This window comes from Chlorogloeopsis sp. ULAP02 (assembly GCF_038404745.2).
Classification (GTDB): domain Bacteria; phylum Cyanobacteriota; class Cyanobacteriia; order Cyanobacteriales; family Nostocaceae; genus Chlorogloeopsis.
In genome coordinates this window covers 40,884-58,009 of sequence record NZ_JAYKTT020000080.1, presented here as the reverse complement: position 1 = coordinate 58,009, position 17,126 = coordinate 40,884, and the positions used below count along the sequence as shown (strand labels likewise).

The 17,126-nt window shown below is 44.5% G+C and carries 12 protein-coding genes and 1 pseudogene; 7 read left to right on the top strand and 6 right to left on the bottom strand.

Annotated elements, in window-relative coordinates:
- Position 1 precedes the first annotated feature (1 nt).
- The gene (locus U2718_RS28710; protein WP_341993654.1) at positions 2-172 is read left to right on the top strand and encodes a hypothetical protein; all 171 of its coding nucleotides are present in this window, start codon (positions 2-4) and stop codon (positions 170-172) included.
- Positions 173-177: 5 nt separating this feature from the next.
- Here the strand turns inward: U2718_RS28710 and U2718_RS28705 are convergent, their stop codons facing one another.
- Complete coding sequence (locus U2718_RS28705; RefSeq protein ID WP_341993655.1) at positions 178-1,647, bottom strand: aldehyde dehydrogenase family protein; 1,470 nt, start codon at positions 1,645-1,647, stop codon at positions 178-180.
- A gap of 205 nt (positions 1,648-1,852) precedes the next feature.
- The gene (locus U2718_RS28700; RefSeq protein WP_341993657.1) at positions 1,853-3,847 is read right to left on the bottom strand and encodes a zinc metalloprotease HtpX; all 1,995 of its coding nucleotides are present in this window, start codon (positions 3,845-3,847) and stop codon (positions 1,853-1,855) included.
- A gap of 463 nt (positions 3,848-4,310) precedes the next feature.
- Here U2718_RS28700 and U2718_RS28695 point away from each other — a divergent pair.
- Positions 4,311-4,744 (top strand): annotated as a pseudogene (locus tag U2718_RS28695) (ubiquinol-cytochrome c reductase iron-sulfur subunit).
- Here U2718_RS28695 and U2718_RS28690 read toward each other — a convergent pair.
- On the bottom strand, positions 4,741-4,899 hold the full coding sequence (locus U2718_RS28690) for a hypothetical protein (RefSeq protein ID WP_341993658.1): 159 nt from the start codon (positions 4,897-4,899) through the stop codon (positions 4,741-4,743). The pseudogene U2718_RS28695 and the gene U2718_RS28690 sit on opposite strands and share 4 nt — an antisense overlap.
- Before the next feature lie 63 nt (positions 4,900-4,962).
- Here U2718_RS28690 and U2718_RS28685 point away from each other — a divergent pair, with 63 nt between their 5' ends.
- Together U2718_RS28685 and U2718_RS28680 are read left to right on the top strand one after the other, a co-directional pair.
- Positions 4,963-6,273: a glutamate-5-semialdehyde dehydrogenase gene (locus U2718_RS28685; protein WP_341993660.1), complete on the top strand. Its 1,311-nt coding sequence runs from the start codon at positions 4,963-4,965 to the stop codon at positions 6,271-6,273.
- A 78-nt stretch (positions 6,274-6,351) separates the two neighbouring features.
- Complete coding sequence (locus U2718_RS28680; RefSeq protein ID WP_341993661.1) at positions 6,352-7,263, top strand: bestrophin family protein; 912 nt, start codon at positions 6,352-6,354, stop codon at positions 7,261-7,263.
- Positions 7,264-7,420: 157 nt separating this feature from the next.
- Here U2718_RS28680 and U2718_RS28675 read toward each other — a convergent pair whose 3' ends face one another.
- The 3 genes from U2718_RS28675 to U2718_RS28665 form a co-directional block, all read right to left on the bottom strand.
- Entirely contained in the window at positions 7,421-9,355 is a 1,935-nt protein-coding gene (locus tag U2718_RS28675) for a response regulator (RefSeq protein ID WP_341993662.1), read from the bottom strand.
- 259 nt (positions 9,356-9,614) lie between these two features.
- The gene (locus U2718_RS28670; RefSeq protein ID WP_341993663.1) at positions 9,615-11,996 is read right to left on the bottom strand and encodes a PAS domain S-box protein; all 2,382 of its coding nucleotides are present in this window, start codon (positions 11,994-11,996) and stop codon (positions 9,615-9,617) included.
- A gap of 91 nt (positions 11,997-12,087) precedes the next feature.
- The gene (locus U2718_RS28665; RefSeq protein WP_341993664.1) at positions 12,088-12,531 is read right to left on the bottom strand and encodes a response regulator; all 444 of its coding nucleotides are present in this window, start codon (positions 12,529-12,531) and stop codon (positions 12,088-12,090) included.
- Between the two features lie 215 nt (positions 12,532-12,746).
- Here U2718_RS28665 and U2718_RS28660 point away from each other — a divergent pair, with 215 nt between their 5' ends.
- The 3 genes from U2718_RS28660 to U2718_RS28650 all read left to right on the top strand — a co-directional run bounded on the left by U2718_RS28660 (position 12,747) and on the right by U2718_RS28650 (position 17,045).
- Positions 12,747-13,838 carry an ATP-binding protein gene (locus tag U2718_RS28660; protein ID WP_341993665.1) on the top strand — a complete coding sequence of 364 codons (1,092 nt, stop codon included), beginning with the start codon at positions 12,747-12,749 and terminating at the stop codon, positions 13,836-13,838.
- Positions 13,839-14,104: 266 nt separating this feature from the next.
- Positions 14,105-15,832 (top strand): glycoside hydrolase family 15 protein, encoded by a 1,728-nt coding sequence (locus U2718_RS28655; RefSeq protein WP_341993666.1) that lies wholly within the window; start codon positions 14,105-14,107, stop codon positions 15,830-15,832.
- Positions 15,833-16,031: 199 nt separating this feature from the next.
- Positions 16,032-17,045, top strand: a complete 1,014-nt coding sequence (locus tag U2718_RS28650; protein WP_341993667.1) for an NAD(P)-dependent alcohol dehydrogenase — start codon at positions 16,032-16,034, stop codon at positions 17,043-17,045.
- The last annotated feature ends 81 nt before the right edge of the window (positions 17,046-17,126 follow it).

The following is a 17,126-nucleotide window of genomic DNA, read 5'->3' as shown; positions in this document are numbered from 1 at the left end:
GGTGCTACAACGCGGGAAACCCGCAAGGGCGCACTGGCTCCTTTATGCCGGGGAACCCTTACTTACAGAAGCCGCCTTCGGCGTCTACGCCAGTCGCCTGCGGAGGGAAACCCTACCAAGAGCGCTGGCTCACCACCGCACTGGCTCCGCAACGCGCTGCCTCCCCTACTAACCAACTCACAATTTAATTGTGACAGTCTTAACTTCTGTATATTGCTGCAAGCCATACTCGCCCAATTCACGGCCTATTCCTGATTGCTTGAATCCACCGAAGGGTGCAGCAGCATCAAATACATCAAAGCAGTTTACCCAGACAGTACCGGCGCGGACATTGTTAGCGATCGCGTGTGCCTTGGTAATATCCTTCGTCCATACACCTGCGGCAAGACCATACATGGTAGTATTTGCCCGTTGAATCACCTCATCAACGTCTTTAAACTTAATGATACTCATCACAGGGCCGAAGATTTCTTCTTGGGCAATCTTCATCTCGTCGCGAACATCAGTAAATACAGTTGGTTCAATAAAGAAACCTTTATCGCCAACTCGGTTGCCACCACATAACATTTGCGCACCTTCGCGCATTCCTACCTCGATGTAGCCCATCACCTTGTCGAACTGATCTTTATCCACCTGCGGCCCTTGTTCGGTTTTAGGATCGAAAGGATCGCCGACAACGCGATTTTTGGCACGTTCTACACTCTTGGCAACGAACTCGTCATAGCATTTTTCTTCGACGAACAGCCGTGAACCAGCAACACAGCACTGTCCTTGGTTGAAGAATAGAGCATCATGAGCACCTTCAATGGCTTTGTCCAGATCGGCATCAGCAAAGACAATGTTGGGACTCTTGCCACCGAGTTCGAGAGTCACGCGCTTGAGGTTACTCTTAGCGGCAGCTTCCATAATCAAATGCCCAACCTCGGTAGAGCCGGTAAACGCTACTTTGTCAATATCCATGTGGTGAGCGATCGCAGCTCCAGCAGTCGGCCCGTAACCGGAAAGAATGTTGACTACACCAGGAGGAAATCCAGCCTCAATCATCAACTCGCCAATCCGCAGTGCTGATAGTGGCGTCTGTTCGGCTGTTTTCATCACTACTGTATTACCTGTTGCCAGTGCTGGTGCCAATTTCCAGGCTTGCATCAGTAGCGGGAAGTTCCAAGGGATAATTTGACCGACAACACCGACTGGCTCATGGCGCGTATAGCAGAAGTATGGGCCATTAATAGGAATCGTCTTACCTTGTACCTTGTCAGCCCAACCTGCATAGTAGCGATAGCAAGCAATAACTAGCCCAATGTCTCCACGGGAATCATGCAGTGGTTTACCGTTGTCTAGAGTTTCCAGCCGCGCTAATTCATCTAGATTCTGCTCAATTAGATCCGCCAGTTTGTAAAGTAACTCACCTCGACGACTAGCCGACATCTGACGCCATTCACCACGATTGAAAGCTTGACGAGCCGCTGCGACTGCTTTATCCACATCTGGAGCATCTGCTTCGGATACGTCGCAAATTACTTCGCCTGTTGCAGGGTTAATAGTCTCAAACCTTTTACTGCTGACACTTTCCACCCATTCATTATTAATCAGCAGCTTTGTGGGACCGATTTTTACCTGTTGTTCTGGTCTACTTGCTGTAACCATCAGGCCCTCCTTAAGCTATAAAAGATTCGCTTAAATCTATATAATTATGTTTCTTCCAATACAGCTATTTGTTGATTTTTTCATATAATTTTAAAATCGATTTACATAAGTTTTTAATAGAATCTCATCAACACTTTTGTCCTAATAAAAATGGAGGCAGTTATCAACCACCTCCTTAGACATTAAATCTGAAATACTCTAGTAGCTATCTGCTTAAAAACATAGTCATGAAAAGTCCCAGGGTAATTAATCCACCACCCAGGATCAATGACCAGAAGCGATGATAGCTGTTGACAATAGTGCCATTTTGACTTTGGAGTTGGATCAAATCCATCCAAGGGGCAACGCCTCGCCGGAACCAACCTACAGCCCCAACCTGTTCACCAATAAGACTTTGCACTCGTTTCATACCAAACAGAAAATTGCCTAAAGGGCCAAAGCGTGAGGCGTAATGCAGATAAAGCATTCCACTGCGATCTTGGATTTTGAGATCGGAACCAAATTTGTAACCTGCATCACCACGACCAATAAGTTGACCTTCCAATTTAGCAGGTTGTCCGCGCAACGGACTAGCATAAGGATCTGACATCAGAGTGAGAATGTCAGTTGCTGGTGCTTGCTTGTAGTTGGGAAACATCACTAAGGCTTTAATGAGAATTCCTAAACCTACGCCAATTAGTGGTGCGCCGAGCATGAAACCAGGGTTTTGAGAACTCGACCACAAAATCGTACCCATTAATAAACCAGCGAAGAAACCAATCGTTTCGGCACCATATAGCACAACATCTAAAAAGAAATTACCATAAAGCTTACTCTTATTCAGATTTTTGCCTTCGCCAATCACTCGTCCCAGATCAAACTCACTCGGTAAACCCAGCTGTTCGGCATAGGTGCTGAGGGCGCGGACGCGTTTACCAGTTAGGGGATGAGTAGAATTTAATTCCATCCACCAGCCCCACGGGTTAAACATATCCCACAAAAAGACGCGACCAATTTTTTGTGTATCAGAGGCGATGCGGTAAGCGGTTCCTGTAGAAGCAGCGGCTTTTGGATCGTAGATACCCAAAGCGCGAGTACCTTCAATCAAACGACTGGGTTCTTGTGCGCGTGAACCTTCTTCTAAAATTCCGTAGGCAATCTTCACTAGAGCGCGGGATAATCCATTGGGATTGCCTGTAGTTTCTGCGGCAAAGTGATCGGCAAAGTATTCTCTAGTGCGGGAGAGATACAACACCAAGTAAGTACCAACGATATAAAAAATGTAAGCTACTAAGGCAGCAGTTTGCATTGCATCTTTGATTTTGTTGTCCCCACCGCCACGCCCTAACCTTCTGGCTGTGCTGTAAACTAAGTAGCAAATTTGTACTAAGGTGGCAGCTACTGTCATAACTGCAAAATCCCAATGGACGATATGCCCTAATTCATGGGCGTAGACGGTAGCAATTTCATCATCATCTAAATAAGTGAAAAGTCCCTGACTGACTACCAACCGAGCACTATTTGGTAATGAGCCATAAGTGAAAGCTGTGGGGTTTTGGTCGTTAATAATTCCCAAACGGAGTGATTTTAAATTTTTTTGCTGACAAACTTGACGAATAACTTTAGCTGTCTCTGGACTTAGATTTTCAACTTCTGTCAAATCTACCCAGCGAGTTTGGTAAAGCCAGCTTTGGGTTAAGTCCATCAGAAATGGAGACACAAAAAAAGCTGCGACATTGAAAATGAGGGTGATACTAATGGCGATCGCTAACCCACTGAGTGGATCTTGACTACCAAAAATAAATACTAAGCTTAAACCTAAAACTAACACCATGCCAAACAGCAAGGACATGGTGACACCAGAAGCTAATGCCAAACTTCCACCTACACCCCCCATTGCTAATTTCACACCAGTAGTGGCTGCACGACTAGCTTTTTGGATCGCACTAGATTGGGTTGCGGGAGGATTGCGAAAGGATTGGTTGGCTTGCTCTGCCCAACTGCGAACCTCTGGGTTTTCGCTCATCATTAACTTTTGACACAGAATTTTGGCTTTTTCGGTTTCGCCGGTGCCTTGATAGGCTTTGATTAGCCACATCTGTGCTGAAAGATAGTCTGGGGAATTGCGATCGCCACTATTGCGGCAGAACTGCTCCAACAATTCAACGGCTTGTTGATAATTTCCTTTTTTGAAGGCTTCTAATCCAGATTGCAATGACATAAAATCTCCTTAGCAAAGGAGTAGTATTTGATCCATCAATACTCAATACATACAAGTTTCGTCATCGTAATTTCGGGTAAACACCGAAGTATAAAAAAATACTTACTATTTTAGAAATCATAAGTAAGCTCTAAAATCTCTTTGGACTTTAAGGCTTTCACACACCATTATTTACTCTCATCAGAAAATGTTTATATTTATGTATTTTTAAGTAGAAAGAATAAATAAATTTAGCACACCCTAAACTAGCGATCGCTGCAAGTAGATCCCCGACTTCTTATAGAAACCTGGAGGGTGGCTTCCCAAAGGGTAGAAGTCGAGAATCTGACCAATTTTGAACTATTACAAATTAAACTGAGGGAATTTACTGGGATAATCATGTTAAAGTGATACAGAATAAGGGGACAACTCCCCACAAAAACTTGAAACTGCGCCAAAAGTAAAATCCACTTAAAAGCAGCTTATGGATCGTCGTGAATTTATCAGTTGGGTAGGTGTGGGGAGTTTAGTCAGTTTTCTACCTGTAGTTATTGCTGCATGCTCACAAACTAATTCCCAGCAATCTACAACTCCTGTCCGTGCTGATGGTTTTCAAGAAGTTGGCACAGTAGCAGAGTTAGACAAAAACGGTCAAATCCTCAATGAACAAGTAGCTGCTGGTAAGGTATTGGTAATCCGCGATCCAAAAGACACCAGTAAATTGGCTGCTCTAAACCCTACCTGCACTCACAGGGGTTGCACTGGTCATGGAACAAAGACCAAAGCTCTTTTGTTTGTCCTTGTCATGGTTCTAAGTTTAACAGTGATGGCAAAGTTGTGAATGGCCCGGCAGACAAACCTTTACCGACTTACACAGCAAAGTTGGAAGGTAATACGGTTTTGGTGAAAGCAGGCTAGTAATCGGCGTATTCAAGGCTTCCTGTTGCGGCAAAACTCCTTGTACCTTTGCTTTCTGTATTAATTTGTTTATGGACAGTGGGGACATTTAGTTTTGTGCGAAGCTCTTTAGAAGCATATCTGCGACAAGTCTTGACAAATTTAGGATGTTGCATAGCTGTCTTCTACCTTCATCTTGATAGGATTAGAGAAGGGCAAAGATTCAGGTTTTTTCGGGCATGACTATTTCTGGAGATAATTCATCGAATTTAATTGCAATAGCGAAAAAAACTCGCCAGGCGGCACTGAAGCTAGCAGTTCTCTCAACTGAGGCAAAAAATCAAGCTATTGAAGCGATCGCCCAAGCTTTAGAATCTGCACAAGAGGAAATTTTGCAAGCGAATGTTGCTGATTGCCAGATGGCGGCAAAAGAAGGAATTGCCAAACCACTTTATAAGCGTTTGCAGTTGGATGAACATAAGTTAAGAGATGCGATCGCTGGAGTGAGAGATGTTGGTAAACTTCCCGATCCAGTTGGTGCAGTGCAAATTCACCGCGAGTTGGATACAGGCTTAATTCTCAAGCGCATCACTTGTCCGTTGGGAGTGTTGGGGATTATTTTTGAAGCACGCCCGGAAGCAGCGATTCAAATTGTTTCTTTGGCTATCAAGTCAGGCAACGGTGTTATCCTCAAAGGTGGCAAAGAAGCGATTCGCTCTTGCGAAGCGATAGTTAAGGCAATTAAGCAAGGATTATCTCAAACAGCGGTTAATCCTGATGCAGTACAATTACTAACCACAAGGGAAGAAATTCTAGAACTTTTGAAATTAGATAAATATGTCGATTTAATTATTCCTAGAGGTTCTAATTCTTTTGTCAGATTTGTGCAAGAAAATACTCGCATTCCGGTTCTCGGACACGCAGATGGTATTTGTCATCTCTACATAGACAAAGCTGCCGATATTGATAAAGCAATTGCCATTACTGTCGATGCAAAAATTCAATATCCTGCTGCTTGTAATGCTATTGAAACTTTATTAATTCATGCCGATATTGCTCCAAAAATTCTGCCAAAAATTGCTGAGTCTTTACAAGTACAGAATGTAGAATTAAAAGGAGACGAACGTACACGCAAGATTTTAAATAATATTCCAGTAGCAACAGACGAAGATTGGGAAACTGAATACAGTGATTTAATTTTGTCAATTAAAATTGTCGATTCTTTAGAGGAAGCGATCGCCCATATTAATGATTACGGTTCTAAGCATACCGATGCGATCGTTACTGAAGATGGGGAAGCAGCCGAAACTTTTTTAGCGTTGGTGAATGCAGCAGGAGTTTATCACAACTGCTCTACTCGCTTTGCTGACGGTTTCCGCTATGGCTTTGGTGCCGAAGTTGGAATTAGTACTCAACAAATGCCTCCTCGCGGGCCTGTTGGTTTAGAAGGTTTAGTAACATATAAGTATCAGGTGACTGGCGCTGGACATATTGTGGCTAATTACACGGGTGCAGATGCCAAATCTTTTACTCATAAGAATTTCATCTAACCAATCCTCATTCAGTTAATTGTGGTAAATGTTAGAAAAACACCAGTTAACTGGTGTTTTTTATCATCTTGATTTTCTATGAAATTTGATAAACATAATTGGTTACAACTTGCTTTACAACTGCAAGGATCAGTACTACCTGCTGTTTTAACCCGTATCTTTTTGTGTAGCGGATTTGCTTTTTGTATATCTCTAACTCACTATTACGGTTTTAATTTATCAGAGCAAATTTTTAGTTCTATTACTACTAACGTAGCATACAATTTAGTCTTGGGTTTGCTGTTAGTATTTCGGACAAATACTGCATATGATAGGTATTGGGAAGGACGAAAAATGTGGGGAAGTATTGTTATTAATAGCCTAAATTTAGGACGTAAAATAAAACTAGCTATTGCCGAAACAGAAAAGGTAGAGCAAGAAAATAAAATTGTGGCATTACGGCTTTTAGGTGCTTTTGCAGTTGCTACTAAATTACATCTAAGAGAACAGTTTGATATACAAGAACTAGAGGCTTTTTTAAATCAATCGCAATATTTACAACTTCAAGAGGTGAAAAACATTCCCTTAAAAATTTCTTTTTGGATTGGTGCTTATCTCAAGCAACAGCAAGTTCGCAATTGCCTAAGTATTTATGAATTGGTTTCTATGAATCAAGCTTTAGACGCGATGGTGGAAGCATTTATCGGTTGCGATCGCATTCAGAAAACTCCCATACCATTAGCTTATGGAATTTATCTGAAGCGATTATTACTGATATACTGCTTTGTCTTACCATTTCAACTTGTCCACGATGTCAGCTGGTGGACTATTCCTATTGTGACTTTGATTAGTTTTATTTTATTGGGTATTGAAGAAATTGGTAATCAAATAGAAAATCCCTTTAGTAACAGTGCAAATGATTTACCAATCGATGAAATTTGCAATACAGTAGCTAATAATATTGAAGATATTATCAAATCAGAATCCGTAACGATATCTACATCGACGTAAAGGTGGAAAAACTTAGCACGATTATTTCAACGGGATAGCGATCGCAAACTCTGTTCCTTTGCCTGACTAGATAATTTATTTGTTCATCTGTGGTCGATTTGTTTGACAATAGAGTGAATCGGTCACGCCACTAAACTCTTTTTAACCCTTGCGAAGGTTATTCAACTTTAACACCTTGCCAAAGTTTGATCGCGATTGCGACTAATTGCTCTGGATCGATTGGCTTAGTAAGATGGCGCTGAAATCCAGCGGCAAACGCATCAGTGCGATCTTCTAATCTAGCGTAGGCAGTAAGGGCGATCGCCGGAATCTCTCCTCCCTTTTGAGGCGGCAGGGTACGAATTTTACGCATGAGGGAGTAACCGTCTTCTGTTGGCATTCCAATATCGGCGATCAGTAAATCGGGTTGAAACTGCTTAAATACATCTAAGGCTTCACGGGCGGATGCAACCGTCATCACCACTGCCTCATACTGCTCAAAGATGATAGCTACCAGTTCACGGGAATCGATATCGTCATCTACTACCAAGATTTTCATTCCGGTTAATGAACTCAGCGCCAAGGAGGCAGAAAAGAGGGGTAAGCCTTCTGTTTGGGTACTACCATTCTCTTTGAACGATGGCAAGAGCACTGTAAAAGTCGTGCCTTGTCCTTCGCCGGGGCTATCGGCTTGAATCTGTCCGCCGTGCAGTTCCACCAATTGCCGCACAATTGCCAATCCCAGTCCTAATCCTGTATAAGACCGAGTTTTACTGGCATCTGCCTGACGAAATCTTTCAAAAATGTGGGGCAAGAAGTCAGCTGAAATGCCTTTGCCCGTGTCGCTGACTTGAATCCGTACCTGTTCATCTGCCCGATCTAGGCGAACAGTGATTTTTCCTCCTTGAGGCGTGAACTTAATCGCGTTGGAAAGCAGATTCCAGATAATTTGGTGTAGCCGATTTTCATCGCCCAAAATAAATTCAATCGTGCGATCGAGATCTAGCTTTAGGCAAATCGATTTAGCCTCGGCAGAGAGCCACACGGTATTAATCGCATTTTCAATCACCGATATAAGATTAACGGGCGCGATTTTTAATTGCATCTGTCCCCGCATCAAGCGAGACATATCGAGCAAGTCTTCTATCAGCTGCTGTTGGCGTTTGGCATTGCGTTCGATTGTGTCTAAATATCGTTTCTGGGTGGCAACATTAAAGTCATGATTCTTCAAAATATGAGACCAGCCTAAAATGGCGTTTAAGGGCGTGCGCAATTCGTGGGAGATTACTGCTAAAAACTCATCCTTGAGTCGGTTGGCTTCTGCTAGCTTTTCGGCGTGTTCTTGTAGTGCCAGTTCCGACTGTTTGCGATCAGTGATATCCAGAGCAACCCCAATCATCCGCAGCGGTTGAGCTGCATTATCCAGAATTAATCTTCCCCTAGAAGCGATCCAGCAAACTGTACCATCGGCTAGCAACACCCGATACTCCACCACAAAATCGGCTCCCGTCTTCAGGGCATTACGGCTAGCTTGAACAATCAATTCACGATCGCCTGGATGCACTAGTGCCAGAAAAGCGTCATAGGTTCCTGCCAAGCCACCGGGCGGCAGATCGAATAGCTGTTCACCTCCTTCCGACCAAATGATATCGTTTGTCGATGCATTCCAGTCCCAACTCACCATACGAGCGGCTTTGAGGGCAAGCCGAAAGCGTTCTTCTGCTACTTTCAATTGTTGTCGGATTTGCTGCTTTTCTAAGCTTTCAGCAACGGCTCTAGAGAGACGCTCAATTCTTTTATCTTTGAGCACATAATCGTTCAGCCCTAGCTTCATACCTTCAACGGCTATTTCCTCATTGCCACTGTTGGTGAACATAATCGCCAGACAATCGGGGTAACGGGACTTAACCGCTCGCAGCACCGCCAGCCCATCGCTCCACAACAATTGGTAATCGGTAATGAGCAAATCAAAATTGCCTACCTCTAGTACTAGTCCAAATTGTTGAACATCAACGATTTCCTTGATTTGCACATCTGGAAATGCCCTTCGTAATTCGCGATTAGCAAGGAGGCGATCGTTTGGACTATCATCAATCAGCAAGATGCGAATCATTTTTTTTTAATCTTACAGAGTTGCCTCAGGTAAGTAGGTTATAGTTACCGATGATGCAAGTATGTAGTAGTTTTCAGGTGATTTGCCCTGCCATCTTCCCAACCGAAGAGGAATCGCACCTGCCAAAGTTTCTTAAAATCGGATACTTGGGAAGTTTGCATAAGCTTAACAGTGCAGTGAATTACCTTAAAAATGATGCTTCATAACTGACATTAGACTAAGAGAATTTTCGGTTGCATCTTACTTACGACAGGCTTTTTTAATCTTGCTGCTTTGTGCGGTCATGTTCGAGTAGCTCTAGCCAAAATCGGCTGCCTTGTCCCGCTGCCGATTCCACACCTACTCGTCCTCCCATTCGCTCAACTCCTTTACGGACGATCGCCAAGCCAATGCCCGTGCCGGGGTAGGATTCTTCCCCATGCAGCCTTTCAAATACATTGAATATGCGTTCATGATACTGCGGATCAATGCCAATGCCGTTGTCTTCTACCCACAGTCGTACCCACTCACCGCGAGGTTCTGCATAAATTCGTACCTGGGGTGAGCGATCGGCAGGCATATACTTAACTGCATTTGTAATCAAATTTGTCAAGACTTGCACCAGTGTCGGATAGTGTCCCATCACATCGGGAAGTGGGCGTTCAACCGTCACCTGTGCCTGGCGCTCTTGTAGCTCCGACGCTAAACGCTCATCGCAGACTTCTGCAATCACTGAGTCTAACCGCAAAGGGCGCAGATTCATCTCGGTTCGACTCAGGCGAGAGTAGCTCAACAGGTTCGTAATTAATCTTGCCATCTGCTGTGCTGAATTCACAATGTGCTCGGCATATTCTCGTCCCAGGGGATCTAGTTGCTCGCCATAGTCTTCTAACAGGGCTTGGGCTAGTCCTTCCATGGCACGGAGGGGAGCCTGCAAATCGTGAGAGACAGAATATCCGAATGCTTCTAAACTTTGGTTAGCAGACTGTAGCGCGGCTGTGCGTTCAGCAACTCGCTGTTCCAATTCTATGGTGTAGGCTTGCAGTTGCTCTCGTAAGCGTGCCTGCTGAATGGCGATCGCCAACTGGTTTGCTACTTCCTGAGCTATGGTTTGGTGCTCAACTGTAAATGCCGCAGGCTGATTGGCAAATAAATTTAGGTCGCCAATCAATTCGCCCTCAACCAACAATGCCACCCGCAGCATACTCCGCGCTCCTTGGGCAAACTGTTGCTCTAGCATGGGTGAGCGACGCAGCATCGAACCCAAGTCCTCAATATACTGAATTGGCTCGCGCTGCTGCAATACCTCAAGCGGCATCATTTCTGCGATTGGAACCACCGTGCCTGCTTGTTGCCCATCGACTTGTCCTGCCAAAAATTGAGCTTCATTGGTTGCAAAGTTAAACAAAATAACTGCCGCCTGCTGATAGGGAATTAAGCGAGCCAGCCGTACTAAAGCTGCATCGGCGATCGCTATTGTGGAATCTGCTCGCAAAATGGCCCGATCAATTGCTCGTAGAGCTTCCAGCCGTTGGTTGGCGCGGGCAATATTCACTTCGGCTTGCTTGCGATCGGTAATATCGCGTGCCACTCCAATGAGTCCAATTACTCGTCCCTCAACATCGCGATAGGGATCTTTGGTGGAGAGGTAGGTGTGCACCCGATCAGCTTGAGTGACTTGTTCTTCTATCACTTCTGTCCGCCCGCTAGTCATAATGCGGCGATCGTTTTCTTGCAGCACCGCCGCTTCTTCTGCTGGAAGTAGCTCGGTATCGTCTTTGCCCAGGATCTCGGCTGGCGATCGACCGATAATGTGGGCAGTAGTTGTGTTGATCAGCAGGTAACGTCCCTGTTTATCTTTGACAAAAACAGCATCATTCGTACCTTCAATCACCGATTGCAGCAGGTTGTAATTTTCCTGCAATGCTTGCTCGGTGCGACGCAGGGCAGTCAAATCGAGCACAAACCCAATCACTTCATCGGCAGTTTCTTCCAGCAAGGCAAGTCCCATCAATACGGGTACGTGAGTGCCATCGCGGTGAATTAAGTTCTGCTTTGCAGGTAAACTGATATGATTTTGCTGCAATTGCTCAATCCGGCGATCAATTAGCGCTTGCTGGCTGGGGGGTGTCATTCTGTGCCAGTTGAGTTGTCGCGATCGCAAATCTTCCCGCGTGTAGCCTACCATCTGCAAAAAGCCATCGTTCGCATCCCGAATCGCGCCGTTAATCCAGCCGTAGATAATACCAATGATATTGGAGTCTGCTAAACGACGAAAGCGCGCTTCACTAGTTCGGAGATTTCGCTGTGCTTGTTGCCGTGCCGCGTTCATTTCATTGATCAGCAGGGAGACACCCACAAATAAACCCAGACGCAAACTACCTTCTAGCGTGGCGATGGAAAACGACAACACGGGGGCAAGAAAAAAAAAGGCACTAGCTAATCCACCAATTACAGTAGCTAATAACCCTGCTTCACGTCCCCCATATAAGGAACTGAAAACAACAGATGCCAGAAACAGCGTAAAGGTGCCACTGGCAATAAAGGGCGAAAACAGCAATGAAAGCAGTAGCGCTAGCCCACTGGCAATAATAGCAATCCCATAGTCCTTTAGCCTTACGGGACGACGAACAAATTGTCTCCATCTTCGCGGGTGCACCATAAATTCATACAGGCAAGCAGCTAATTATCCTGTTATTTTTTTCTACTCTAAATTGTATGCACCGCTACACGTTGAATTTGTTACTTAAAAATTATGCTCTGGAATCCAAAGAAGGCAAAAGCGCCACAATCGATCGCACAGTCTCCACCAAATCTTCTAACCGTAGCGGCTTGACAAAGTACGAATTTACGTGCAATTCCGTTGCTCGCTCAAATTCATCTGGATCGTTGGAACTGCTCATTACCACTACTGGCAAAGGTTGTAGTTCTGGCTGTTGCCGAATCCAGGCTAATAATTCCATCCCGGTGATGCGCGGCATCTTCATATTAGTCATGACTAAATCAGGAAAGGGATAGCGTTGGCGATTGGCATACTCTCCTTCTCCTTGAAGATAAGCGATCGCTTCTTCCCCATTTCTAACAACATAAAGCGCGACGGGTGAATCGAGGCGGCTAAGTGTCCGCTGCACCAACATCAAATCGCTGGTGCTGTCTTCTGCAAGCAGCATCGTTCGTTGTCCAGGTTGCGATGCCATTTGAGCTTTCTATGCAGGTTTATTTATAGAATAAGGTGAGTTTGACGAGTTGAAAAAGGTATAAAAAAAGCTGAGGCTGTATTCAGAGTTAGTGCTATGTGTTTTCAATAACTAAAAAACTTATAATTATCATCATCCCTCGTAATAGTTACCATCAACAATGAAAGTGAGTATGCTCTCCCTGACGGAAGCTTGAATTCGGAAGGCAAAAACGCGTGAACTTGGAATTGTCTACCCCTTTAGAATTAATTGGGCGATCAGCAGAATTTCAGCGGATAGTGGAAGTTCTGGCACAGGATGGCGACTTATTGATTGTGGGAGTACCCGGAAGTGGGCGACGAACTTTAGTCCGAGGAGCAACTTCGGCTGTGGGAGCGATCGTGCTAGAGATAGACTGCATTCGCGCCACGGATGGAGAAAGATTTGTACAATTGCTAGCGGAGGCAATTAATCAAAGTTTTGATGCAGCACAAATCCAAGACTGGGTTGCCAAAAGTGCAGCAGAGTTTTTCCGGTTTCAGTTGGAAGCAAGCAGTAGTAAACTTTTGCTGATGCGTTCCCTGAACCAAAAGCAGTTGTGGCAAGCTTTTGAAATTTTGCTTCAGCTTCCTCAAATGCTAGCTGATGCTCAAGATCGGCGAGTGGTGATGATTTTGCAGAGTTTTCCCCACATCCGTTCCTGGGATCGCAATAGTTTGTGGGAAACCACCCTAAGGCGAGAAATTCACAAACAAACTCGTGTCAGTTACGTACTCGTAGCAACTATTGCCGAAACAACTCACCATACAGAAGAGACTAACTATCCAATCGAAACAGTACAGTTAGCTCCCTTAGCCAGAGATGTTTTAGCTGTGTGGGCAAGGGAAATTTTGCAGGCAGTAGGACTAACATTTGATTCTCGCTCTAAAGCACTACAACTCTTTTTAAATGCTGTTCAAGGACATATTGGCGATGCGATGTCATTAATTCGCCGCTTGCAAACTTTATGCCGTCCCCATGAATTAATTACTGAGCAAGATGTAGAGCAGGCAATCGAAGCACAGCTCAAAGATTTATCTATTACTTATGAGTCTTTACTGATGTTACTCCCAGGCAATCAAGTACATCTTTTAGAATGCTTGGCTTGCGATCCCACTGATAAACCGCAAAGCCGAGAGTATATTCAAAAACATGGCCTCTCCCGTGGCGGCAGTTTGCAAGGTGCATTATTTGGACTTCAGCACAAAGGATTGATTTACGGTGCTGAACAACGGTATCAATTAGCATTGCCACTACTAGGTTTGTGGTTACGTCGGCGTTTGAGTTAACAGGGATAGGGGATAGGGGATAGGGGACAGGGAACAGGGGACAGATGAGGTTAAATTTTTGGCAGACAAGCCAAGAATCTATCTTGGGCTAGGTTTATAAAGAAATGTTAAGAAACAATACTGTTTATATGCTTTGACAAGAGAGAAAAGTTAAGTCACAAAATAGCCATCTTGATAATTTCAGACTTTAGCATAACTCAAACAACTGCGATCGCCTGTTTATTAGCAGGGGCAAGCTGGTTCGATACTCTATTTTTGATAGCAATATGACCAATGACAAATACCCAGATATTCGCGATTTAGCAATTATTGGCGATCGCCGTACAGCTGCACTGATTGATACTAAAGGGACTGTCGTTTGGTATTGTCCAGAACGTTTCGATCGCCCTTCTTTGCTGGCTGCGCTGCTTGATCCAGAGCGGGGAGGAGCTTGGAGTGTGCGATCGCCTGATACTACTTTTGCCAGTCGCCGTTATTTGGAAGACAGTGCTGTATTAGAAACAACCTTCGCAACCACCAATGGTAATTCTTGGCAGATTACTGATTGGATGTGCTTAGGAGAAAAACTGCCACGAGGAATTTGTCGTTTATTTTCACCTGTACCAAACGAAGTCACAGTTACTCTCCAGCCTGCCCCAGACTATGCTCAACATCCGCCAGATCTACAATACCTTGGTCAAGCGGTACAAATAGATCGGCGCTATTATCTTTATGCTTCCCATCCCCTCATACTAGAAAAAGATTGTATCTACTTCAAAATTTCGGAGGGTGAATCAGGTTGGGCTGTATTAGCTGATGAACAACTCGCCTCTATCACAATCGAAAAGATAGAGACTTGGCTCGAAATCACTCAAGCTCGATGGCAGAAAATCGCCTCATACGCAATTTACCACGGCCCTTATGAGCGTGAAATTGCTAATTCCCTGCGAGCATTGCGTATGCTCACCTTTGAAGACAATGGCGGAATAATTGCGGCGGCTACTACCTCCCTGCCGGAAGTTGTTGGAGGAGAACGAAACTACGATTATCGCTACGTTTGGCTGCGTGATGCAGGTATGATTGTCAGCGCCCTGATTCGTGCAGGCAGCAATGGTGATGAGGAGCGGCGCTTTCTCGACTATATCTGTGGTTTTGCTTGTAACTCAGATAGTATGCCACTAAAACCATTCACAACCCTAGATGGAGAACCAGTTCATCTCGAAAAAACCCTAGATTGGGTTGGTTATCGCGGCAGCCAACCCGTTGTAATTGGGAATGCTGCCAATAGCCAATTACAGCTTGATGCTTTCGGTAATGTACTTTTAGCAGCTAAACTCATTTACAATCGCTTCGACACACGTGAACACTGGTCTTTAATTGAAAAGATAGCCGATTATTTAGTAGAACATTGGAGCGATCCCGATCACGGTTTGTGGGAGGAACAAGTAAAACATCAATACACTTCAAGTAAGGTAATTGTTGCTTGCGGTTTAAATTATATTGCCGAGCTTGCTGAAAACGAAGCCCAAGCCAAGCGTTGGCGATCGGCAGCACAGGAAATTAAACAGTTTGTTGCCTGTGAGTGTCTAAATTCGGAAGGTGCCTATGCAGCTTTTGCTGGAGGTGAAGTGGTGGACGTTTCAGCAGCACTTTTTCCTGTATGGGGTTATACTGCTCCTGACACACCAGAAATGCTAGCCACAATCAAAGTCTTAGAACGCAAGCTTGCTAATGGTTATTTGTATCATCGCCACCTAGAGCAATTTGACTCTAAAAAAGAAGGAGCTTTTTTGGCGGGAACATTCTGGGTAGCGCAGTACTGGGTGATGCGTCGAGATTTTCAACAAGCGCGGGCAATTATAGATGCAGCCTTAGAGTACGCGAACGATCTCGGTTTATTTGCAGAAGAAGCCGATGTCAAAACCAAACAAATGTTGGGAAACTTTCCTCAAACCTTTGTTCATGCTGCTTTTATCGGTGCAGTCATTGACTTGAAAATAGCACAAGAGCATTAAGAGGGGATAGGGGACAAGGGATAGGGGACAGGGGATAGGGGACAGGGGACAGGGGTTAACAAGTAAAAATTAACTCCTACCTACTAACTACTGTACGGGCGGGTTTAAAAGATAAATTGTCAGTTTTAACCCAAAGTTAATCCATAAAACCCGCCCCTACTAACTACTAACCACTAACAAATGACTATGGAGTAATTTTATGAAGGTTTACGAACTTCAAAGTAATGCAGGTATTGATGCACTGAAATTAGTAGAACGAGCAGAACCCAAGCCCCAGGTAGGGCAAGTTCTAATTCGGGTGCAGGCAACATCCCTTAATTATCGCGATTTAATGGTTGCAGAAGGAAGCTATGGTTCTGGACTAAAATATCCTCTTATTCCCATGTCTGATGGTGCGGGTGAAGTGGTGGCGGTGGGTGAAGGTGTGACACGAGTCAAAGTTGGCGATCGCGTGGCTGGCATCTTCTTTCAAGAGTGGATCTACGGGCAACTCAACCGACAGAAAATGAAATCGGATTTGGGAGCCGGCATTGATGGGATGTTGGTGGAGTATGTCGTTTTACACCAAGATGGATTAGTAATATTACCTGAACACCTATCCTATGAAGAAGGTGCAACTCTACCCTGTGCAGCCGTTACGGCATGGCACGCGCTGGTAACCAAGGGCAATATCAAAGCAGGTGAAAATGTATTGTTACTAGGTACAGGTGGAGTATCCATATTTGCCCTTCAATTTGCCAAAATCCATGGTGCGAGGGTGATTATTACTTCTAGCAGTGATGAGAAATTGGCACGAGCGAAAGAATTAGGTGCAGATGAGACGATTAACTATAAAGTCAACCCAGATTGGGAAAAGAAAGTTTATGAACTGAGCGATCGCACTGGTGTAGATCATGTAGTAGAAGTAGGTGGTGCAGGAACTTTGCCGAAATCTCTGCAAGCAGTGCGGATTGCAGGACGCATTAGCTTAATTGGTGTGCTATCAGGTATAGGAGCAGAGGTAGATCCTTTGCCAATCCTGTTTAAGAGTTTAACTGTGCAGGGGATATACGTAGGTAGTCGAGAGATGTTTGAGGCAATGAATCAAATCATTGCCCAGCATCAAATCAAACCTGTAATTGATAGGGTGTTTTCGTTTGCTGATGCCCAGGAAGCGTACCGCTATCTCCAAAGTGGATCTCATTTTGGGAAAGTAGTAATTAAGTGTAATTAACCAGAAGGTGGGAGGCTCACGAACCTTTCTTGACTGTTGTTTAGACTATCCCAATAATTACCAAGGATTAAAATCCTTAGC